The organism is Bradyrhizobium sp. WSM4872 (genome assembly GCF_055811715.1).
Window position 1 is genome coordinate 77,517 of the sequence record NZ_JBVVPT010000026.1, and the last position, 21,090, is coordinate 98,606.

A 21,090-nucleotide genomic window follows, 5' to 3' on the forward strand; every position below is an offset into this window, starting at 1 on the left:
GGATGACAAGCAGCGGTGGAAACCCTTTTTCCCGCCGTTCTTTACGCGGCGCGCGCGGCTTTCTTCTGCAACCCGGCGACGATCTTCAAATCTTCGACAAAGCGCTGATATTCCAGCACCTTGGCTTCCGGATCGGGCAACCGCAGCAGATAGGACGGGTGCACCGTCACCAGCGCCTTGTGACCGTCGGGCAGGTCGATCAGCCGGCCGCGGTTCTTTCCGATCGGGGTGATCTTGCCGAATACGCTCTGCGCGGCGGTCGCGCCCATCGCGACGATGAGATCGGGTTGGATGACGGAGACTTCCCGCTCATACCACTGTCGGCAGGCCTTTATCTCCGGCGTGTTCGGCTTCTGATGCAGGCGGATTTTGCCGCGCGGCACGAATTTGAAGTGCTTCACCGCGTTGGTGACATAGACCTTCTTGCGATCGACGCCGGCCTCCTGCAGCGCCCGGTCGAGCATCTGGCCGGCCGGACCGACGAAGGGATGGCCGGCGAGGTCTTCCTTGTCGCCGGGCTGTTCGCCGACCAGCATGATATTGGCGGACCTCGGGCCCTCGCCGAACACGGTCTGGGTCGCGTCCTTGTAGAGATGGCAGGCGCGGCAATGGGCGGCCTCCTCGCGGAGCGCTTCGAGATCGTCGGGAGCAAGCTTGCGTTTCATCGGAGCCTCCGGCCGCTTTTGAGGCTTGTGTGGATCGGTTGCGGCATTGGCGATCATGGCGCCGGTCATGCGTTCGGCGTCCTCGATCAAGGGCTTAATGATCGAAGCCTCGGGCAGGTTCCTCCAATATTTCTTCGGCATCTCCGTTTGCATCGCCTTCACCTTCAGGCGGGCCGGATTGAAGATGCTGGCGTAGTAACGCCGCCAGGTTTCCTCCAGCCGGTCTTCGCTCGGCGCCTCGCTCTTGCTGACGCCTGATGTGAACGAGAGCGCGTGGCCATCCCAATGTGCGCACAAATCCGCCGTCAGGATCGACCAGGGCATGTCGGCAAAGCGCTTGGCGAAAAACGGCGCCGCGAGCTCGACGATATGATGCTCCGGCTCGAACCACGCGACGTAATGTGCTTCGCGTTCCCTGCCGATCTCGCGGAAGCGCACGAAGGCATGCATCTTGTGCTCGTCGCGGTAGACCGCCTTTGCCATGGCCGTGACTTGCGCGACATCGGCATCGGTCGCGACCTCGATGAGGTCGTGATTGCCCTTCAGCCGAAACAGCAGGCGATAGAGGATCGCGAAACGCTCGGGATCGCGATGCAGGATCGCGGCCTTGGCGAGCTCGACGAATTTTGCAGGCACGTTGAAGGTGCCGTCGCCAGCCGCCGGCGGCGGAGGAGACGGCGAGGGCGTCGCGAACAGCTCCGCTTCGCCGCCCTGCACGGCCCAGGTGACATCGGCCGGTTTCACCTGATGAAGCACGAGGCTACGCGCGGCTTTGCGCCAACCGTCGAAATCGGTTTCGTTCTCGAGGGTGATGTACTGCATCAGAAGCCAAATCCCAGTTGTGTTGCCTTCGGCTTGAATCGTTCGATCAGCCGTGCCTCGTCGAGGCGATGTGGCGCGGGCCGGTGATCGCTGAGGACGATGAACGGCAGCGCCTTGTTGCGGGGCACATGCAGCCGCGCGAGATCGGCGATGCGGATCGTGGTCGTGCGTCGCGTCGCGATGATGCGCTCGACCGCCTTGGTGCCGAAGCCCGGCACGCGCAACAATTCTTCGCGGCTGGCGCGGTTGACGTCGAGCGGGAAGCGGTCGCGGTGGCGCAGCGCCCAGGCGAGTTTTGGATCGATGTCGAGCGGCAGCATCGCGCTGTCGTCGACGATCTCGCCGACGTCGAAGCCGTAGAACCGCATCAGCCAATCGGCCTGATAGAGTCGGTGCTCGCGCAGCAAGGGCGGCGCGCGCAGAGGCAGCGCGCGGCTGGCATCGGGGATCGGACTGAACGCGGAATAATAGACGCGCCTCAGCCGATATGAACCGTAGAGATTGGCGCTGGTGTGGAGGATGGTGTGGTCGGAGGCCGCGTCGGCGCCGACGATCATCTGCGTGCTCTGGCCGGCCGGCGCGAAGCGCTGCGGCTTGGCTTTCGTCTTCGCGCTGCGGCTTTCCTCGGCCTCGTCCAGCTTCAGCCGCAGCCGGCCCATGGTGCGGCGGATCGCGCGCACGTCTTTCTCGGGCGCGAATTGCTGCAGGCTCGTCTCCTGTGGCATCTCGATGTTGATGGAGAGACGGTCGGCATATTTGCCGGCCTCGGAGATCAATGCATCGTCGGCCTCGGGGATAGTCTTGAGATGGATGTAGCCGCGGAAGTGATGCTCCTCGCGCAGTTTGCGCGCGACGCTCACCACCTGCTCCATGGTGTAGTCGGGGTTGCGGATGATGCCAGAGGAGAGAAACAGTCCCTCGATGTAATTGCGCCGGTAGAAGTCGAGCGTCAGCTTGACCACTTCGTCGATGGTGAAGCGGGCACGTCGCACGTTGGAGGAGGCGCGGTTGACGCAATAGAGGCAATCGTAATTGCAGGCGTTGGTCAGCAGCACTTTGAGCAGCGAGATGCAGCGGCCGTCCGGCGCGTAGGAATGGCAGATGCCCATGCCGGGCGCGGTCGAGCCCATGCCCTTGCCGTCGCTGGAATCCCGCCTCTCGGTGCCGCTGGAGGCGCAGGACGCGTCGTACTTGGCGGCGTCCGCCAGGATTTCCAGCTTGCGTTGCACGTCCATATCGGAATCCCTTTGATTCAGCTCATGAATCCCAAGGCCCGCCAATTCGATTGACTCCCGGGGTGTCGTTAGCTTTATATTAGAACATATCATGAACAAATGAGCTAGCCGCTGGTTCTCTTTTTGAGAGCCACCGGCAATCACCCTTGAGGAGCGGCGTATATGAGCGGCGCACGAACAAGCGCGCTTGCAGCCTTGCGCGGCCAGATCGAGCGCATCGAGACGGCGGAGGTCGTGCATCATCGCGACCGTGTCGCGCTCGGCCATAGCGAAGTCGACAGCGCGCTGAAGGGCGGGCTCGCACGCGCGGCAATCCACGAGGTATTTTGCGAAGGACGTCAGGGCGCGGCCGCGACCGGCTTTGTCACCGGACTTGCGGGGCGCATGACGGCACGCAAACCGCTGCTGTGGGTGCGGCAGGATTTTTCAGAAATTGAAACCGGTGCGCTGTCGATGAGCGGGCTCGCCGAGATCGGTCTCGATCCGCGCCGCATGGTGATGGTGCGCGCCGCCGACGTGGAGAGTGCGCTGCGGACGTCGGCCGATGCGCTCGCCTGCGATGCGCTGGGCGCCGTCGTGCTCGAGCTCTGGGGCGAGACCAGGCAGTTTGATCTTGTGGCGAGCCGCAAGCTGACGCTGGCTGTGCAGTCTTCTGGTGTCACCGGCTTGCTGCTGCGGATGGCCGCGCAACCTTTGCCCTCAACCGCCGAGACCAGATGGATGCTTCGCGCGGCGCATTCGTCGCCGGGCGCGATGTGGAGCGCTTGGGGGGCGCCGCGCTTCGATGCCGAGCTCCTGCGCAATCGTCATGGCCCGTGCGGCCGGTGGATCATGGAATGGAAATGTGATGAGTGCCAGTTCTCTGAATCGTCGGCGTATCCTCAGCCTGTGGCTGCCGCGCCTGCCCATCGATCGGATCCAGCGGTTCTTCGACGGCGTCGGGCTGGGTAGAACCAATGATCCGAGCATTGTCGTCATCAAGGACAGCAACGCGTTGGTGATCCATGCGCTGGACGAGGCCGCCGAGCGCCTCGGTCTGTATATCGGCCAACCCCTGGCCAATGCCCGGGCGATGTGTCCGGATCTAAAGGTGTTCGACGCCGATGCCGTGGCTGATGCGAAGACGATCGGCGACATCGCCGACTGGTGCGACCGCTTCACGCCGCTTGTAGCGCTCGATCCGCCGCACGGGTTGTTTCTCGACATCACCGGCTGCGCGCATCTGTTTGGCGGCGAGGCTGCGCTGTTGCAAACCCTTGTCCGTGCCCTCGATCGCCAGGGCTTTGCCGTCAGCGCGGCGATCGCCGGTACCTCGGTCTGCGCGCGCACGCTGACGCGGCAATCTTCAGGGACCATCGTTGCCGATGGCGGGGAGGCGGCGGCAATCAGCCGGTTTCCGGTGTCCGCGCTCGGCGCGGGCGAGACTATCAGCACCGGCCTGCGCCGCGCCGGCCTGAAAACCATCGGCGATGTCGCCTCGCGCATGCCGAGCGAAATCACGGCGCGGTTCGGTGCGCGGTTCTCCACGTTGCTCGCGCATGCGCTGGGGCAGGGCGATGCGCCGATCAATCCACGAAAGCCGCTGCCCGATTACATCGTGGAGAAACGCTTTGCCGAGCCGATCGCGACCGACACCATGATCGCGATGACGCTGTCGCGTCTCGCCGACACGTTGATCGCGTCGATGGAGAAGCAGGGCAAGGGCGCGCGACGGTTAGAGGCCACCTTCTTCCGCACCGACGGCGCGGTGCGCGCGATCATGGTCGAGACCGGGCGGCCGGTGACGCGGAGCGCGGTCATCGACCGGCTGTTCCGCGAGCGCCTCGATGCACTCGCCGATCCGCTCGATCCCGGCTTCGGCTTCGACATGGTACGGCTGTCGGCAAGCCGCACCGAGATCGTGGTGCAGGAGCAGCGCGATCTCGACGCCCATGTCCACGACAATGACGAGCTTGCCGCGCTGATCGACCGCATCGCCGCGCGCATCGGCGGAAAGCGCGTCGTCGTGCATCTGCCTGAGGATACCCATATCCCTGAGTGTGCGGTGCTGGCGGCGCCGGCACAACATCATCTCGCCGTGGCGATGCAGGCCGAATGGCCCGCGCGCACTGAAAGTGAGCCGCCGCTGCGTCCGTTGCGGCTGTTCGACAAGCCTGAGCCGATCAATGTGCCGTTCGCGACCGTGCCCGACGGCCCGCCGCATCAATTCACCTGGCGCCGCGCGCAGCATGCGGTGGTGCGGGTGGAAGGCCCCGAGCGCATCGCCATGGAATGGTGGCGGCAGGACGGCAAGCAACTGACGCGGGATTATTTCCGCATCGAGGATGCCGAAGGCCTGCGCTTCTGGATCTTTCGCGATGGTCTTTACGAGGGGGAGTGCTTCGACGGCGACGGCAAGCCCGTTCCTCCCGGTTGGTATGTGCACGGTCTCTTCGCATGACTACGCCAGCTTATGCCGAGATCGGCATCACTACGAATTTCTCCTTCCTGCGCGGCGGCTCGGATCCGCGCGACTATGTGCATCAGGCCAGCATCCTCGGCATTCCCGTGATCGGCATTGCCGATCACAACACGCTCGCCGGTGTGGTACGCGCCTACAAGGAGCTCGACAATGACAAGGTGCTGCACAAGCCGAAGCTTCTGATCGGCACCCGCATCGTCTTCATCGACGGCACGCCGGATATCCTGGTCTATCCGCGTGACCGCGCCGCCTATGGCCGGCTGTGCCAGCTTCTCACCCGGGGCAAGCGCGGCGACGACATCACGCGGATCGCGAAGGGCGAATGCCATCTCACCTTCGCCGATCTCCTTGCGTTTTCCGAAGGCCAGCTCCTGATCCTGACGCTGCCGCATCGCTTCGATACGGCGCAAGCGCAGGACACCCTCGCCAAGCTGAAGGCAAGTCGCGCCGAGGGCGTGTGGCTGGCGGCGAGCCTGGTCTATCGCGGTGACGACCGCCGCCGCCTCGCGCAGCTCGATGATCTCGCCTCAAAAGCAAAAGTGCCGCTGCTTGCGACCAACGAGGTGCTCTATCACCACCCCGCGCGCCGTCCCCTACAGGACGTGCTGACCTGCATCCGGGAAAAGACCACGATCGAGGCGGTCGGCCGGAAGCTGGAAGGCAATGCAGAACGGTTTCTGAAGGCGCCCAGGGAGATGGCGCGGCTGTTCCGCGATTTCCCTGAGGCTGCCGCGGAGACCATGCGTTTTGCGGACAAGATCACCTTCTCGCTCGACCAGCTCAAATACCAGTATCCGGATGAGCCGGTACCACGGGGCAAGACCGCGCAAGGGCATCTGGAGGATTTGACCTGGGCGGGTGTCGACAAATATTTTGGCGGCGAGATCGACGACAAGCTGCGCGCCACCCTGAAGAAAGAGCTCGCGCTGATTGCCGAACTGAAATACGCGCATTACTTCCTCACCGTGCACGACATCGTGCATTACGCGCGCAGCCAGAACATTTTATGCCAGGGGCGGGGATCGGCGGCGAATTCGGCGGTCTGTTACGTGCTCGGCATCACCTCGGTCGACCCGACCAAAGTCGATCTGCTGTTCGAGCGCTTCATCTCCAAGGAGCGGCTGGAGCCGCCCGACATCGACGTCGATTTCGAGCATTCGCGGCGCGAGGAGGTGATGCAATATGTCTATCGCCGTTACGGCCGCCATCGCGCCGCAATCATCGCCACCGTCATTCATTATCGCCCGCGCAGCGCCATCCGCGACGTCGGCAAGGCGCTGGGCCTGACCGAGGACGTCACCGCGGCACTCGCCGACACCGTCTGGGGAAGCTGGGGCAAGGGCCTCAACGACATGCAGGTCAGGCAGGCCGGCCTCGATCCGCAAAATTCCATGATCAACCTCGCGGTCGAGCTCGCGACCGAGCTGATCGAATTCCCGCGTCATCTGTCCCAGCATGTCGGCGGCTATGTGCTCACGCAAGACCGGCTCGACACCTATGTGCCGATCGGCAATGCCGCGATGGATGATCGCACCTTCATCGAATGGGACAAGGACGATGTCGACGCGCTCAGCATGATGAAGGTCGACGTGCTCGCGCTGGGCATGCTCACCTGCATCCGCAAGTGCTTTGATCTGATCGAGCAGCACAAGGGTGAACGCTGGATGCTGGCGAGCGTCCCGCAGGATGATTCCAAAGTCTACGACATGCTGTGCGACGGGGAGTCGCTCGGCGTGTTCCAGGTCGAGAGCCGCGCCCAGATGAACATGCTGCCGCGGCTGAAGCCACGGACCTTTTACGACCTCGTCATCGAAGTCGCGATCGTGCGGCCGGGACCGATCCAGGGCGACATGGTGCATCCGTATTTGCGGCGGCGGAACCGCCTGGAAAAGGTAAGCTATCCGTCGCCGTCACCGGAGCATGGCGACAAGGACGAGCTTTACAATGTGCTGCACAAAACGTTGGGCGTGCCGCTGTTCCAGGAGCAGGCGATGCGCATTGCGATCGAGGCGGCAAAATTCACCTCCGAGGAAGCCAACGGCCTGCGCCGCTCGATGGCGACCTTCCGCAATGTCGGCACCATCGGCCAATACGAGGAGAAGCTGATCGGCAACATGGTCGCGCGCGGCTACGATCCGAACTTCGCCAAAAGCTGCTTCGACCAGATCAAGGGCTTTGGCTCCTACGGTTTTCCGGAGAGCCATGCCGCAAGCTTCGCGCAGCTTGTCTACATTTCCTCATGGCTGAAGCATTATCACCCTGATGCATTCTGCTGCGGCCTCCTGAACTCGCAGCCGATGGGCTTCTACGCGCCGGCCCAGATCGTCGGTGATGCCCGCAAGAACGGCGTCGAGGTGCGCGAGATCGATGTGACCTACAGTTTTGCGCAGAGCACGCTGGAGCAGGGAAACGGCGGATATTGCGCGGTACGTCTCGGCTTCCGCCAGATCGAGGGTTTCCACTGGCTGGATGAGGATGAGGAAAGGCTCAAAAGAGGCGCGTCCCGGAATGACCATGTGGAGAGAGCGCCCGACTGGGCCGATCGCATCGTCGCCGCCCGCAACCGCCGGCCCTTCACCTCTCTGGAAGACTTCGCTCGCGACACCGGACTGCCCAAGCGCGCGCTGATCCTGCTCGCGGATGCCGACGCGTTCCGCTCGCTCGGGCTCGACCGCCGCGAGGCGCTGTGGCAGGTGCGGCGCCTGCCCGACGATGTGCCGCTGCCGCTGTTCGAGGTGGCCGCCGCGCGCGAGCAGCCGGACGAGCACGCCAGGCCGTTGCCGGTGATGCCGCGCGCCGAACAGGTGGTCGCGGACTACCAGACCGTTCGGTTATCGCTGAAGGGGCATCCGATGGAATTTTTGCGCGAGATGTTTACGCGCGAGCGCATCGTCGCCTGCGAGGACATCAATCATGAGAACGAGCGGCGCCGCGTCCGCTGTGCCGGCGTCGTGCTGGTACGGCAGCGGCCGGGCAGCGCCAGCGGCGTCGTGTTCATGACACTGGAGGACGAAACCGGCATCGCCAATGTCGTGGTGTGGCCGAAGATCATGGAGCAGTACCGGAAAGAAGTGATGGGCGCACGCCTCATCCTGGTCGAGGGCTACATCCAGAGCAGCCCAGAAAAGGTGACGCACCTCATTGCCCAGCGCATGATCGACCGCTCGCACGATCTGGTCGGCCTCGCCAACGACGCCCTCGGCCGCAAGCATCCGGTGCCGGCAGGCGCCGCCCCGATCGAGCCGCTCAATGACGATCCCCGCGCCCACCCGGATGCGCCCGCGCAAAAACTTCGCCATCCCCGCAACGTCCGCATCCTGCCGCCGTCGCGGGACTTCCATTGAGGGTGTGGGCCGCGCCGCTCTCGCACCGTCACCCTGAGGTGGCCGCTTCTTCAGCGGCCCTCGAAGGGCGACGGCCCGGCTGCCAGCTCGGCCATTCATCCTTCGAGGCTCTTCTTGCGATGCTTTGCATCGCAAGCTTCGCACCTCAGGATGACGGAAAGGCAGGGACGCGCATGCCCGCCTAGAAATTCACCCGGTTCGAGATCGCGCCGTCCACCACCAGATTCGAGCCCGTGGTGAACCCCGACACCGGGCTTGCCAGAAACACCGCTGCGCTCGCGATCTCCTGTGGCGTGGCCATGCGGCCGGTGGGGTTACGCTTCATCGCATCATTGTAGCGCTCGGGCATGTTCTGCTCGATCGTATTCCAGACGCCGCCCTTGAAATAGACCGTGCCGGGCGAGACCACGTTGACGCGAATCTTCTTCTTCGCGTACTGCCGCGCAAGCCCCTTGGCCATGTGGATCAACGCCGCCTTGATCGGGCCGTAGGAGCTCGCCGTGTCCGCTTGCGCCGCTGAGATCGAGGAGATGATGACGAAGGCGGCGTCGCCGCTGCTCGCACCGCTGGCCTCGAGGAACGGCCGCGCGGCGTCGAACGCGTGCACGGCGCCGAGCAGGTCGAGCCGAAAATTCTGTTCCCACGATGCGGCATCATGGCCCTGCGCCATGGCGCCCGCGTTGGAGAACAGCATGTCGATGCCGCCAAGCTCCTTTGCCGCGCTCTCGATCCAGGATTTCAGTGCCGCGCCGTCGGTGACATCGACGGGGCCGCCGGTCGCGCGGATCCCGCTGGCCTTCAACTCCGTAACGGTAGCGGCAACCTGATCGGCGTTGCGTGCACACACCGCGACATTGCTGCCTTCGCCGGCCAGCGTCGCCGCAATCGCCCGCCCGATGCCGCGCGTGCCGCCGAGCACGACAGCGTTCTTGCCTTTGAGACCGAGATCCATTGTTTGGTTTTCCTTTTTGTTGGTCGCCCGCTGTCGTCGCGAACAAAGCGCAGTGCCTCTCCAATGTCGTCCTGGCGAAAGCCAGGACCCATTACCACAAACCTCCGTTGCTGTGCGATGCTGTGGCCAAAGCGCATTTCAACAACAATCGACCGGGGCAATGGGTCCTGGCTTTCGCCAGGACGACGCCGAGCATGTGGTCGATCGCGCCGCTCACATCGACGGCCCTCACTCCGGTGCCGCGCCCACCGGCGGGCCGCCGGGCGGGCGGTGCAGGTACGTCAGTGAAACGTAGGCGCCGGCCCAGGAGCCGATCGCCGCGAAAGCCACATAGAAAGCATTCTCGGTGTAGCTGATCACCGCATAGGACGAGAGCATGTACCAGACCGCGCTCCAGTTCGCCGCGGGCACGCGCTTGCGCGCGATCACGGCCGAGGTGAACATGACGTAGACCGCGTCGGTGGCCGCCGTTGCAATGAACACGGCGCCTGCCGTGAGGGGGTCGATGGCGGCCATTGCATGTCCTCGTGTGCTAATGCGATGGTCGCAAACTAGAGGGAGAGAAGGGTCATGCAAAGCCCCGCCGAGATTCTCAGTGGTATCTGGACGTCCGCCGGCGGTGACGCCGCCGCGCTTGCGCGCGTGCGGCTGACGGGCGAGGAGCCGCAAATCCCGTCTTCGTTCCGCGTCGCAATTGCCGGCCAGACAACGATCGCCGCCGCCGGCCTTGCCGCCGCCGAAATCTGGAGATTGCACAGCGGCGAGGCGCAGGACGTTAGCGTCGACCTGCGCCATGCCGTCGCCGAATGCCGCTCCGAGCGCTACTTGCGCGTCGACGACAAGCCACCGCCGCCCGCCTGGGACGCCATCGCCGGCGTCTACAGAACCGGCGACAACCGCTTCGTCCGCTGCCACACCAATTTCCCGCATCATCGCGACGCCGTCTGCAAGGTGCTTGGCTGCGAGCCCGAGCGCGAGAAGGTGCAGGCCGCATTGATGCAATGGAAGGGCGAGGATTTCGAGACCGCGGCCTACGCCGCGGGCGGCGTCGTTGCGCTAATGCGGAGTTACGACGAATGGTCGGCGCTGCCGCAGGCCCGCGCGCTTGCCGAATTGCCGCTGGTCTCGATCGAGAAGATCGGCGAGGCCCCGCCGAAGCCATGGCCGCAACGACTGCCAAAAGGCGATCGCCCGCTCTCCGGCCTGCGCGTGCTCGATCTTTCGCGCGTCATCGCGGGCCCCGTCGCCGGCCGCACGCTCGCCGCGCACGGCGCGGATGTGCTGCTCGTGTCAGGCCCCGAACTGCCGGCCATTCCGTGGCTGACCATCGACACCGGCCGCGGCAAGCTCACCACCTTCATCGAGCTGAAGAGCGAGGCCGGACGTGCGCGGTTGCGCGAGCTCTTGAGAGACGCCGACATCTTCTCGCAAGGCTATCGCCCGCGCGCGCTTGCTGCTCTCGGCTTTACGCCGGAGGACGCGGCGACAATCAACCCCGGCATCGTCTACGTGACGCTGTCGGCCTATGGCCATGCCGGCCCCTGGGCGGAACGGCGCGGCTTCGATTCGCTCGTGCAGACCACGACCGGCTTCAACCATGCCGAGGGACAGGCTGCCGGCATTGATGGACCGAAAGAATTGCCGGCACAGATGCTCGACCACGCCACCGGCTATCTGATGGCGTTCGGCGCGATGATGGCCAAGGCCCGCCAGGCCCGCGAAGGCGGCAGCTGGCACGTGCGCGTGTCGCTGGCGCAGACCGGGCGCTGGCTGTGGAATCTCGGACGGCTCGAAAATGGCCTGAACACCCCGGATATTACGGGCGAGGCCGTACATGCTGCATTCATCGAGAGCATGCCATCTGGCTTCGGCACGTTGAAGGCGGTGCGCCATTCGGCACTGCTGTCGAAGACGCCGGCGCAATGGAGCCGTCCGGCGAAGCCGCTCGGCAGCCATCCGGCAGAGTGGCCGGTGACAAGCTGACGTGAAGCTGACGTGTCGCAAATTTTTAACGCAAACCGAAAGGCCGCCGGCGTTTTTTAGGTTGTTTGAAATCACAATTCGGCACTATTAGCGCGACCGATGAGGCGGGCATCCGCCGGTATCATCGCAGATATGACCGGGCCCCATGGTAGTTGAAAATACCAAGCGATTGCAGGTGCTTACAAAACAACGGATGATTACATCCGTAGTTTTACTAGCTCTTGCCGGTGCCGGGGCCTACGGCTTCCTCCATGCGGGAGCCAAGGAGAAGAGCCACTCCGAGATCTCCAGCCAGTCGCGCAGAAATGCGCAGAACTTCACGCCGACGCCGTCGGAATGGGCGACGCTAACGATCGAGCCGGTCAAGGCCAAGACCTTCCGCGCCGAGTATGTCACCGAGGGCAAGGTCGCAGTCGACGAGGACCGTTCGACGCCGGTGTTTTCGCCCTATGCGGGTCGGGTGACCAAGCTGCTCGCCAAGCCCGGCGAGGTGCTGAAGCAAGGTCAACCGCTGTTCACAATCGAGGCCGCCGACACCGTGCAGGCCCAGAACGATTTCATTGCGGCGATGAGCTCGCAGAACAAGGCGAAGTCGGCGATCGATCTTGCCGACATCCAGTTCAAGCGCGCCAAGGACCTCTATGAGGGTCATGCCATCCCACTGAAGGACTATCAGCAGGCGGAAGCGACCCAGGTTCAGGCGCAGAACGACATGCGCTCCTCGACCACGGCGCTGGAAGCCGCGCGCAACAAGCTGCGTATCCTCGGCTTCACCGACGAGACCATCAAGGCGTTCCAGGACAAGGGCGTCATCAATCCGGAAGTCACGATCTATTCGCCGATCGCGGGCACGGTCGTGCAGCGTAAGATCGGCCCCGGCCAGTACGTCAATTCGGGCGCCAGCGATCCGGTCTTCGTCGTCGGCGACCTCTCCACGGTCTGGCTCACCGCCTTCGTGCGCGAGAGCGATGCGGCTGCCGTGTGCATCGGGCAGGACATCAGCGTCAACGTGATGGCGCTGCCGGGCCGCCCCTTGACTGCCAAGGTCAACTACGTCGCCGCCGCGATCGATCCGAACACCCGCCGCTTGTTGGTCCGCGCCACCATCGACAACAAGGACGGTCTGCTCAAGCCGGAGATGTTCGCCAACGTCACGATCTATTCGTTCGGCGACCGCGCCGCGCCAGCGGTACCGAAGCAGGCCTTGATCTACGAAGCCGACAAGGTCCGCCTCTGGGTCGCACGCGAGGACAAGTCGGTCGAGCTGCGCGAGATCAAGATCGGTCTCATCAATGGCAATCTCGTCGAGGTCACCAGCAATCTGAAGCCCGGCGAGCAGGTTGTCACCAAAGGCAGCCTGTTCATCGACCGCGCGGCGTCCGGCAGCTGATCGACGGGCCGGGAAAAAGACAAGCTGAAGACCTGAATGGATCGCCTCGTCGCCCTTGCCGTCAACCGGCGCTTCCTGATGGTCGGGATGTTCGTCGCCGTGCTCATCGGCGGCCTGATCGCGTTCAACCAGCTCAACATCGAGGCTTATCCGGATCCGACCCCGCCGATGGTCGACATCGTGACGCAGAGTCCGGGCCTGTCGGCGGAGGAGATCGAGCGCTACATCACGATTCCGATCGAGACCCAGGTTGCGGGTCTGAAGAACGTGACGACCATTCGCACCATCTCGCTCTACGGTCTCTCCGACGTCAAACTGCAGTTCTCCTTCGCCTACACCTATGACGAGGCGTTGCAGCAGGTCTTGAACCGCCTGGCGCAGCTCGCGCCGCTGCCCGGCAACGTGCAGCCGCAGATCTCGCCGCTCAGCCCGATTGGCGAAATCTTTCGCTACCGTCTCGTCGGTCCGCCGAACTACAGCGTGCTCGACCTCAAGACCATCCAGGACTGGATCCTCCAGCGGCGCTTCCGTGCCGTGCCCGGCGTGATCGACGTCACCGGGTGGGGCGGCAAGAGCAAGACCTACGAGCTCCAGGTCGACTTCAACAAGCTGGTCGCCAACGGCCTGACGCTGCCGCAATTGCTCCAGGCGGTCGGCAATTCCAACGTCAATGTCGGCGGCAATACCGTCAATATCGGTCAGCAATCGGCCGTGGTGCGCGGCGTCGGCCTGATCCGCTCGATCGACGACCTCGCCAACACCATGGTCTCGCAGACCAACGGCAATCCGGTGCTGGTCAAGGACGTCGCCACCGTGACCGTGGGCCAGAAGCCCCGTCTCGGCATCGCCGGCCTCGACGAGGCCGACGACATCGTGCAAGGCATCGTCCTGATGCGCCGTGGCGAGCAGAGCTCGCCAACCATCAAGCGCGTCCACCAGCTCGTTCAAACCATCAACGAGTCCAGCATCCTGCCGCCCGGCGTGCGCATCGAGCGCATCTACGACCGCGGCGACCTGATCGAGCTCACCACCCATACCGTGCTGCACAACATGGTGGTCGGCATTCTCTTGATCGTGCTGCTGCAGTGGATCTTCCTCGGCGATCTCCGCAGTGCGCTGATCGTCGGCGCCACCATTCCGTTCGCGCTGTTCTTCGCGGTGATCATCCTGGTGCTGCGCGGGGAATCGGCGAACCTGCTGTCGGTCGGCGCGATCGATTTCGGCCTGATCGTCGATGCCACCGTGATCATGGTGGAGGCGATCTTCCGGCGCCTGACGCAGACGACGCCGATGTCGGAATCCGAGCAGATGTCGTCCGAGACGCTGTTCGGCATGAAAAGCCACGCTATCCTCAGCGCGGCGGCCGATGTCTCACGTTCGATTTTCTTCGCCGCGGCGATCATCATCGCGGCCTTCCTCCCTCTGTTCACGCTCTCCGGCGTCGAGGGCAACATCTTCGGGCCGATGGCGCGCACCTATGCCTACGCGCTGGCCGGCGGACTGCTTGCGACCTTCACCGTCACCCCGGCGCTGTCCGCGATCATCCTGCCGGCGCATGTCAGGGAGACCGAGACCAGGGTGATGCTGATCCTGCATCGGATCTACATGCCGGTACTGCATTGGGCGGTCGCCAACCGCGGCATCATGCTCGGTGGCGCGTTCGGCCTCGTGCTGATGACGGTTGCGCTCAGCCGGTTGCTTGGCCTCGAATTCCTGCCGAAGCTGGAGGAGGGCAATCTCTGGATCCGAGCCACGCTGCCGCCGACCATCTCGCTCCAGGAAGGCAACTCCTACGTCAACGAGATGCGCAAGGTGATCCGCGCGCGGCCTGAAGTGGAATCCGTGGTGTCGCAGCACGGCCGCCCTGATGACGGCACCGACGCCGCCGGCTTCTTCAACGCCGAGTTCTTCGCGCCGCTCAAGCCCGCGAGCCAATGGCCCGGCACCCGCGACAAGGAAGAGTTGACCGCGCAGCTGCTCAAGCAGCTCGACGATCGCTTCCCCGGCGTCGAGTTCAACTTCTCGCAATATCTCCAGGACAATGTGTCCGAAGCCGTCTCCGGCGTGAAGGGCGAGAATTCCATCAAGCTCTTCGGCAGCGATCTCCAGGCGCTGACCGACACCGCCAACAAGATCAAGTCGGTGCTGGCAACCGTGCAGGGCGTCACCGATCTTGCGGTGTTCACCTCACTCGGGCAGCCGACCATCCAGATCGACATCAACCGTGCCAAGGCCGCGCGCTATGGCCTTGCGCCGGGCGACATCAACGCCACCATCAAGGTCGCGATCGGCGGCGACACTGCCGGCGACATCTATGAGGCCGGAAGCGACCGCCACTTCCCGATCATCGTTCGTCTCGCGCCGGAATTCCGCAGGAGTGCCGAAGCGATCCAGAATTTGCGGATCGGCGCGCCCGGACCGAACGGCACCGTCACGCAGATACCCCTGAGCGAGGTCGCCACCATCAGCCTCGTCTCGGGAGCGGCCTACATTTATCGCGAGCAGCAGGAACGCTATCTGCCGATCAAATTCTCGGTGCGTGAACGCGACCTCGGCAGCGCGATCCGCGAGGCGCAGCAGAAGATCGCCGATCAGGTGCAGCTGCCGCCCGGCGCGCACATGGATTGGGTCGGCGAATTCGGCAATCTCCAGGACGCGATCCGGCGATTGTCGATCGTCGTGCCGATCTCGCTCGCGCTGATCGGCGTCCTGCTCTGGTTCAATTTCGGCTCGATGACCGACACGCTGCTCGCCATGAGCGTGATCCCGATGGCGATCTTCGGCGGCGTGCTCGGTCTCTTGATCACCGGCACCGCCTTCAGTGTCTCGGCGGCCATCGGCTTCATCGCGCTGTTCGGCATCGCCGTGATGGACGGCATCATCATCCTGTCGCAGTTCAACCAGCTCATCGAAGAGGGTATGGACCGCATGAGCGCGGTGATACGCACCGGCGAATTGCAGCTTCGGCCGGTGCTGATGACCTGCGTCGTCGCCGGCATCGGTCTGTTGCCGGCCGCGCTGTCGGAAGGCATCGGCTCGCAGGTGCAGAAGCCGCTCGCGGTGGTCGTGGTGACAGGCATGATGCTCGCCCCCATCGTGATCCTGGTGACGCTGCCGGTGCTGATCTCCTTCTTCTCCCGCCGCGCACGCTGACGTCAAAATCCGTAGAGTTGCGCCGGGTTGTCGACCAGGATCTTCTTGCGTACATCCGCATCCGGCGCCCACACCGGAAGCTGGTTGAGCAGGCGGCCGTCGTCGATCTGGTAAAGCGGTGCGATGTCGGTGGCTTTGCGTCCCTCGACACGGCTCGAATCCGGATGCGGCCAATCAGTCCCCCAGACGACGCGGTCCGCGTTCGCCGCGATCAGCGCGCGGGCATAGGGCACCATGTCCTGATAATCGGGCGCGAGCTTCGACGAGCGGTAAGCGCCGGAAATCTTGACATAGGCCTTGCCGGATTTCACCAGCGCGACCAGGTCGGCAAATCCCGGCTGCTCCAGCCCGAGCGAAGCCTCAAGGCCGCCGAAATGGTCGAATACAACAGGTACCGGCGCCGTCTCGACGAGGTCCTTGATCGCCGAGATCATGGGCAACGTGGTGTAGAGCTGCACGTGCCAGCCGCGCGCCTTCATGCGCTCGACTGCGGCGGTGAAGCGCGGCCGGCCGACATTGGGGTCGTTGACGCCGCCGGTCGCGAGATTGAGGCGGACACCGCGAAAGCCGTCTGCCTGCATCGTGTCAAGCTGGGCCTCGGTCGTTTTGTCGTCGATCACGGCCACCCCGCGCGCGGCCGCGCCACGCGCCTTCATGCCGAACAGCGTCGAGGAGTTGTCGGTGCCGTAGACACTCGGTGTCACGATCACAACGCGCTCGATATGCAGCGCCTTGTGCAACGCGGCCATTTCCTCCGGCGAAGCCGGCTCCGGCGTGTAGACGCGGCCCGCGAAGAACGGAAATTTTTCGACATCGCCATGGATGTGGGTGTGACAGTCGCAGGCATGGGCCGGGACGTCGAAATTGACTGGCGTCGCGGGCTGCGCGGCACGTGCGTGGGCTTTGTTCGACATGGCAACTCCGGCGGCAAGCGAGGCAAGCAGGACGCTGCGTCGGCTGAGCATGGTTTCTCTCCCCGTTTTGTTATTTGGCAGTGGCGTCGGGACAGTATCACATCAGCCCGGCAGCCGCTGCGCTTCGCTGCATAGCTGCTCGACGAGGTCCGCAAGCGGGCGTGAGCCGTCGACGCGCACGACCGGGCAGGGCAGCTTCGCGAGCCACGCCTCATCTTTTGCGAGACTGCGGCCCTCGCGATCGCCGGCTTCGTAGTGCGAGGCCCAATCGACGAACGACTCCGCCTCCTCATGACGCCAGCCGCCCTGTGCGACGGCATCCGCTCCGAAATGCGTAGCCTCGCGGCCACGCAGGCGCTGCAAGCGAAGCTCGCGCGGCGTCGTCACAAAGACGACGAGATCGAAGAATGGGACGAGCTCGTCGCCCCAACCGGTGACCGTCCCGCTCAGCACCCAATCGAGCCGCGGCAAAAACATCTCGCGCATCAGGCGCAGACGCTCGGCGGCGGGGCGCGTGGTCTGGTAGGGCGGCGCCGTCGGCAGCCAGAAATAATCATCGCTGTCGTGATGCGGCAGCGCTAGCAGGCTCGCGAGCGCGCGGCCGATCGTCGTCACGCCGGAGCCGGAAGCTCCCATCAGATGGATGCGGCGGCTTTTCATCGGCACCGAGCCAGACGATTGAAACTACTGCCCGGACGGCGTGCGCAGGCCGTGCCAGGCGTCGCGGACCTGATGGTAGTGCACCTCGGGCAGATAGTCCGGCGTGTTCAGGCTCAAGGTCTTGACGTCGAGATGGCCGACGGCGCTGAGCAGGGTGTAGGAGGCGATCACGCGGTCGCGATTGGCGCCGATCAGGCGGGCCTTGCCCTGGATCAGATCGGCCTGCGAGTTCAGCACGTCCACCGTCGTGCGCTGTCCGCCGGCGGCCTCGCGCTGCACGCCCTGGAGCGCGACGGTCGCCGCTTTTACTTCGGATTCCGAGGCCGAGACCGCGATCTTGGCGCCTTCATTGGCAACCCAGGCGCTGACCGCCGCCGTGCGCGCCTGGTTGCGCACCTGGTCGAGCACGAGCCGGCTCTGCGCCGTGATTTCCTTGGCCTGCCGGGTCTGTGCGGCGGCCTGGCCGCCGTCGTAGATCGGCACGGTGACATTGGCGACGATCGAGGCCTGGTCTTCGGCGAAGGTGCCGAGCGTCGGGTCGTTGTTGCGGCTCTTGCTGGCGCTGCCCTGGACGCTGGCGCTCGGCAGCAGCGCGCCTTCGGCGACGCGGATGTTGGTGGAGGCGACGTCGACGTCGAAGCCTGCCGCCATCACCGCCGGGTGCTGACGGATCGCCATCGTCAGCGCGTCTTCGCGGCTCTTCGGCAGATAGCGGTCGACGACGTCGGCAGCGCGAAGCTGCGACGGCGCATTGCCGATCACCTGCGCGTAGATTGCCTGGCTGACCGCCAGCGCGACTTCGGCGGCATTGAGATCGGAAAGCCCGCGGTTGAGCCGCGCCTCGGCCTGGGCGCTGTCGGTCGGCGTGACGTCGCCGGCGTTGAGGCGCCGCTGGGTGACGGAAAGCGTTTCGCGCAGGAAGGCGACGTTGGAGCGTTGCGCCTCGACCAGCGACTGGTTGGCGAGCACGTTGGTGTAGGCGGTGACCCCGTCGAGCAGCACGCCCTGGCCGACATTACGCAGCGCCTCGCGGCCCGACTGCACCTGGAGTTCGGCGGCGCGCACGTTGTTGGCGGTGCGGAAGCCGTTGAACAGGGTCTGCGTCACGGTGACGCCGATGATCCACGGCTTCAGATTGGCGGTCTGGATGGTGTTGTCGGGCAGCAGGTTGCGCACCGATTGCAGCCCGGCGCTGAGGCTTGCGACGATCTGTGGCCGGTAGCCGGAGAGTGCCTGCGGCACGTTCTCGTCGGTGGCGCGTTGCCGCGCGCGCTCGGCATTGAGCTGCGGATTGGTCTGGTAGGCCTTGGCGAGCGCCTCCGGCAGCGCTTCCGACCATGCGGCGGAGGGCAGGGCGCAACAGAGCGCCAGCGTGGTCCATGTCGCGAGCACAGGAGCCACGCCCGATCGATGCCGCGCCATCACGCGACCAGCTCTGGCGGCACGCCCAATCATGTAATCCCGCAAATCCCGGCTGTCCGCCCCCGCCGACGGCGGCTCTCTTAGCTGTTTAACCAGCCGAGGTCCCGCAGGCAAACTGCCGCGGGGGAAACCCCCATGTATTCCGTGCTTGTTGCAGGTTCGTCACAGGGATTCTGCGGGAAAGCGGCAGAGCCTTACACCAGCCTGACCGCGGGCCTCCTTACCGGTTCTTGTTCACCGGCTTCCGCTTCTCGATGAACGCCGCCATGCCCTCGGAGCGGTCCTCCAGCGCGAAGGTCGAGTGGAACAGGTTGCGCTCGACGCTCATGCCCTCGGCGAGCGTGGTCTCAAAGGCGCGGTTGACCGCTTCCTTGGCCATCGCGACCGCGGGCCGCGACATCGCGGCGATCTTCTCGGCCGCGGCCATCACCTCTTCCATCAGCTTGTCGGCCGGCACGATGCGGCTGACGAGGCCGCTGCGCTCGGCTTCGGCTGCATCCATCATGCGGCCGGTGAGGCAAAGGTCCATCGCCTTGGACTTGCCGATCGCACGGGTCAGGCGCTGGGTGCCGCCGATGCCGGGGATGGTGCCGAGCGTGATTTCGGGTTGACCAAATTTGGCGGTGTCGGCCGCGATGATGAAGTCGCACATCATCGCGAGCTCGCAGCCGCCGCCGAGCGCGTAACCCGCGACTGCGGCGATCGTCGGCTTGCGGCAGCGTGCAACCCGATCGCCGCCGATCGCGGCAAAATCCTCCGAGAACATGTCGATGAAGCCTTTCGGCTGCATCTCCTTGATGTCGGCACCGGCGGCAAATGCCTTCTCGCTGCCGGTCACGACGATGCAGCCGATGGCGTCATCGGCTTCGAGATCGTCGACGGCCGCGGCGATCTCGCGGAAGACGCCGAAGGAGAGTGCGTTGAGCAGCTTCGGCCGGTTCAGCTTGATGATGCCGACCGCGCCTTTGCTTTCGACGATGATGTGTTCGAACGTGCTCATGCTCCACCCACGCTTTTGGTTGAGCGGGCAATGTGCCCGCTGGCGCGGCGGGCTTCAAGAGGTGCCAAAGCCACCGGAGCAAGGACGGCCGGAACACGCGGCGAGATGCGCGTTCCGGACGAGGTCCCGCGGACCGGAGATCAGGCCAAAATCACCCCAAAGTCACGCCATGAACATGCGCGCGGCGGAGGCCAGCGTCAGCAGCGTGCCGACGCCGATGAAGATTTTTCCGATCAGGGAGCTCTGGTCCCAGGCCGAACTCTGCTGGCTGCTTGCCATCACCGGCGCCGGCCGCGGCTGCGCATCGGTTGCGGCAATCACCGCCTTCTGCGCCGGCGCGTTCTCTTGTTGCAAGGCGCGGTCGATGTCGTTGAGCTGATCGGGTGCGACGACCTGGCTCTCGGGGTTCGGAGCGGCGGTATTATCGGCCGCGGCCTGGACGTTGTCGTTGGCGCGGCCCGTCATTGCGGAGGCGGCAGCCGCGGTCGGCGTATCGGCGGCGGCGAGTTGCGCATTGGCGTTGGCGACTTCCGGCGGCATCTGGCTCGAGGCCGGCGCGTCACGCTTGTCGGCCTTCGTCTCATCGGCCGTTGCCGCGGCCTCCTTTTTGTCGGCCTTGTCGTCGGATTTCTGTGCCGTCTTGGTGCTGTCGCGGTGGCGCGACGTGTGATGCCGCTGCTTGGTCGGCTTGACCGTGTCGGCCTGTTTGCTGGCGCTGTCCGACTTGCTGCTAGCGGCTGAACTCGGCGCCGCCTGCGCAACGCCCCCGAACAGCACGAAAAGCCCGGCCAGGAGAATCAGGGCCGCGCGCCCGCTGGCTTTCATCATGTTGACATCTCCCCAAGTCCGCCCGTCCCGGACCGAACAGAGACCCCGGCGCGTGACGACAGCGGGGCAGAAAGTGGGAATCTTCGGGCCACACCGGGCAAAAGCGCGGCAATCCGTTGCCGTCCCGGCCGGCCGCGGGTGCGTACGGGACCGATCGGTGTTATGAGCCGTCGCAGATCCTGACGGCCGCATCGGTCGCGTGGCCAAGCAAGATCACGAATTCGTGATCTTGCTGATGCCGGCGTAACAAACTGAAAGAGC

15 protein-coding genes are annotated in these 21,090 nt (G+C 64.7%); 6 read left to right on the forward strand and 9 right to left on the reverse strand.

What is annotated here, in order from left to right; genetic code table 11:
* Window positions 1-41: 41 nt before the first annotated feature.
* Both AC0L3C_RS27630 and AC0L3C_RS27635 read right to left on the reverse strand, forming a co-directional pair.
* Window positions 42-1,487 (reverse strand): UdgX family uracil-DNA binding protein, encoded by a 1,446-nt coding sequence (locus tag AC0L3C_RS27630; protein WP_473263076.1) that lies wholly within the window; start codon window positions 1,485-1,487, stop codon window positions 42-44.
* Window positions 1,487-2,722: a putative DNA modification/repair radical SAM protein gene (locus AC0L3C_RS27635; protein ID WP_473277699.1), complete on the reverse strand. Its 1,236-nt coding sequence runs from the start codon at window positions 2,720-2,722 to the stop codon at window positions 1,487-1,489. The genes AC0L3C_RS27630 and AC0L3C_RS27635 overlap by 1 nt, the downstream gene beginning before the upstream one ends.
* 162 nt (window positions 2,723-2,884) lie before the next feature.
* On the opposite strand from AC0L3C_RS27635, the gene AC0L3C_RS27640 reads away from it, so the two are divergent.
* Genes AC0L3C_RS27640 through AC0L3C_RS27650 form a run of 3 tightly spaced genes read left to right on the forward strand, consistent with a single transcriptional unit; the run spans window position 2,885 to window position 8,527 of the window.
* Window positions 2,885-3,673: an ImuA family protein gene (locus AC0L3C_RS27640; protein WP_473409504.1), complete on the forward strand. Its 789-nt coding sequence runs from the start codon at window positions 2,885-2,887 to the stop codon at window positions 3,671-3,673.
* The gene (locus AC0L3C_RS27645; protein WP_473277701.1) at window positions 3,570-5,162 is read left to right on the forward strand and encodes a Y-family DNA polymerase; all 1,593 of its coding nucleotides are present in this window, start codon (window positions 3,570-3,572) and stop codon (window positions 5,160-5,162) included. The genes AC0L3C_RS27640 and AC0L3C_RS27645 overlap by 104 nt, the downstream gene beginning before the upstream one ends.
* A complete protein-coding gene (locus tag AC0L3C_RS27650) occupies window positions 5,159-8,527 on the forward strand; it encodes an error-prone DNA polymerase (protein ID WP_473409505.1) in 3,369 nt (1,122 codons plus the stop codon). The genes AC0L3C_RS27645 and AC0L3C_RS27650 overlap by 4 nt, the downstream gene beginning before the upstream one ends.
* Window positions 8,528-8,708: 181 nt before the next feature.
* Here AC0L3C_RS27650 and AC0L3C_RS27655 read toward each other — a convergent pair whose 3' ends face one another.
* Both AC0L3C_RS27655 and AC0L3C_RS27660 read right to left on the reverse strand, forming a co-directional pair.
* Window positions 8,709-9,479, reverse strand: a complete 771-nt coding sequence (locus AC0L3C_RS27655) for an SDR family NAD(P)-dependent oxidoreductase (protein ID WP_007593601.1) — start codon at window positions 9,477-9,479, stop codon at window positions 8,709-8,711.
* 228 nt (window positions 9,480-9,707) lie between these two features.
* Window positions 9,708-9,995, reverse strand: a complete 288-nt coding sequence (locus tag AC0L3C_RS27660; protein WP_247349873.1) for a hypothetical protein — start codon at window positions 9,993-9,995, stop codon at window positions 9,708-9,710.
* Window positions 9,996-10,049: 54 nt separating this feature from the next.
* Between AC0L3C_RS27660 and AC0L3C_RS27665 the strand changes: the two genes are divergently transcribed.
* The 3 genes from AC0L3C_RS27665 to AC0L3C_RS27675 all read left to right on the forward strand — a co-directional run bounded on the left by AC0L3C_RS27665 (window position 10,050) and on the right by AC0L3C_RS27675 (window position 16,005).
* The gene (locus AC0L3C_RS27665; RefSeq protein ID WP_473263082.1) at window positions 10,050-11,462 is read left to right on the forward strand and encodes a CoA transferase; all 1,413 of its coding nucleotides are present in this window, start codon (window positions 10,050-10,052) and stop codon (window positions 11,460-11,462) included.
* A gap of 145 nt (window positions 11,463-11,607) precedes the next feature.
* A complete protein-coding gene (locus AC0L3C_RS27670) occupies window positions 11,608-12,852 on the forward strand; it encodes an efflux RND transporter periplasmic adaptor subunit (RefSeq protein WP_473263083.1) in 1,245 nt (414 codons plus the stop codon).
* A gap of 36 nt (window positions 12,853-12,888) precedes the next feature.
* Window positions 12,889-16,005 carry an efflux RND transporter permease subunit gene (locus tag AC0L3C_RS27675; RefSeq protein WP_473263084.1) on the forward strand — a complete coding sequence of 1,039 codons (3,117 nt, stop codon included), beginning with the start codon at window positions 12,889-12,891 and terminating at the stop codon, window positions 16,003-16,005.
* Between the two features lie 2 nt (window positions 16,006-16,007).
* On the opposite strand, the gene AC0L3C_RS27680 is transcribed toward AC0L3C_RS27675, so the two are convergent.
* The 5 genes from AC0L3C_RS27680 to AC0L3C_RS27700 form a co-directional block, all read right to left on the reverse strand.
* The gene (locus AC0L3C_RS27680; RefSeq protein ID WP_473409506.1) at window positions 16,008-16,970 is read right to left on the reverse strand and encodes an amidohydrolase family protein; all 963 of its coding nucleotides are present in this window, start codon (window positions 16,968-16,970) and stop codon (window positions 16,008-16,010) included.
* A 51-nt stretch (window positions 16,971-17,021) separates the two neighbouring features.
* Window positions 17,022-17,579 carry a P-loop NTPase family protein gene (locus AC0L3C_RS27685; RefSeq protein WP_473263086.1) on the reverse strand — a complete coding sequence of 186 codons (558 nt, stop codon included), beginning with the start codon at window positions 17,577-17,579 and terminating at the stop codon, window positions 17,022-17,024.
* A gap of 24 nt (window positions 17,580-17,603) precedes the next feature.
* Window positions 17,604-19,034, reverse strand: a complete 1,431-nt coding sequence (locus AC0L3C_RS27690) for a TolC family outer membrane protein (RefSeq protein WP_473409507.1) — start codon at window positions 19,032-19,034, stop codon at window positions 17,604-17,606.
* A gap of 187 nt (window positions 19,035-19,221) precedes the next feature.
* Window positions 19,222-20,001 (reverse strand): enoyl-CoA hydratase, encoded by a 780-nt coding sequence (locus AC0L3C_RS27695; RefSeq protein ID WP_027516881.1) that lies wholly within the window; start codon window positions 19,999-20,001, stop codon window positions 19,222-19,224.
* A 162-nt stretch (window positions 20,002-20,163) separates the two neighbouring features.
* A complete protein-coding gene (locus tag AC0L3C_RS27700; RefSeq protein ID WP_473263090.1) occupies window positions 20,164-20,829 on the reverse strand; it encodes a hypothetical protein in 666 nt (221 codons plus the stop codon).
* Between the last annotated feature and the right edge of the window lie 261 nt (window positions 20,830-21,090).

Bases quoted from the DNA above. Each gene is read 5' to 3' on its own strand.
- AC0L3C_RS27665 (WP_473263082.1), top strand. From the start codon at position 10,050: ATGCAAAGCCCCGCCGAGATTCTCAGTGGTATCTGGACGTCCGCCGGC.
- AC0L3C_RS27675 (WP_473263084.1), top strand. From the start codon at position 12,889: ATGGATCGCCTCGTCGCCCTTGCCGTCAACCGGCGCTTCCTGATGGTC.
- AC0L3C_RS27690 (WP_473409507.1), bottom strand. From the start codon at position 19,034: ATGATTGGGCGTGCCGCCAGAGCTGGTCGCGTGATGGCGCGGCATCGA.
- AC0L3C_RS27695 (WP_027516881.1), bottom strand. From the start codon at position 20,001: ATGAGCACGTTCGAACACATCATCGTCGAAAGCAAAGGCGCGGTCGGC.
- AC0L3C_RS27700 (WP_473263090.1), bottom strand. From the start codon at position 20,829: ATGATGAAAGCCAGCGGGCGCGCGGCCCTGATTCTCCTGGCCGGGCTT.
- AC0L3C_RS27650 (WP_473409505.1), top strand. From the start codon at position 5,159: ATGACTACGCCAGCTTATGCCGAGATCGGCATCACTACGAATTTCTCC.
- AC0L3C_RS27635 (WP_473277699.1), bottom strand. From the start codon at position 2,722: ATGGACGTGCAACGCAAGCTGGAAATCCTGGCGGACGCCGCCAAGTAC.
- AC0L3C_RS27680 (WP_473409506.1), bottom strand. From the start codon at position 16,970: ATGCTCAGCCGACGCAGCGTCCTGCTTGCCTCGCTTGCCGCCGGAGTT.
- AC0L3C_RS27660 (WP_247349873.1), bottom strand. From the start codon at position 9,995: ATGGCCGCCATCGACCCCCTCACGGCAGGCGCCGTGTTCATTGCAACG.
- AC0L3C_RS27645 (WP_473277701.1), top strand. From the start codon at position 3,570: ATGAGTGCCAGTTCTCTGAATCGTCGGCGTATCCTCAGCCTGTGGCTG.
- AC0L3C_RS27630 (WP_473263076.1), bottom strand. From the start codon at position 1,487: ATGCAGTACATCACCCTCGAGAACGAAACCGATTTCGACGGTTGGCGC.
- AC0L3C_RS27640 (WP_473409504.1), top strand. From the start codon at position 2,885: ATGAGCGGCGCACGAACAAGCGCGCTTGCAGCCTTGCGCGGCCAGATC.
- AC0L3C_RS27655 (WP_007593601.1), bottom strand. From the start codon at position 9,479: ATGGATCTCGGTCTCAAAGGCAAGAACGCTGTCGTGCTCGGCGGCACG.
- AC0L3C_RS27685 (WP_473263086.1), bottom strand. From the start codon at position 17,579: ATGAAAAGCCGCCGCATCCATCTGATGGGAGCTTCCGGCTCCGGCGTG.
- AC0L3C_RS27670 (WP_473263083.1), top strand. From the start codon at position 11,608: ATGGTAGTTGAAAATACCAAGCGATTGCAGGTGCTTACAAAACAACGG.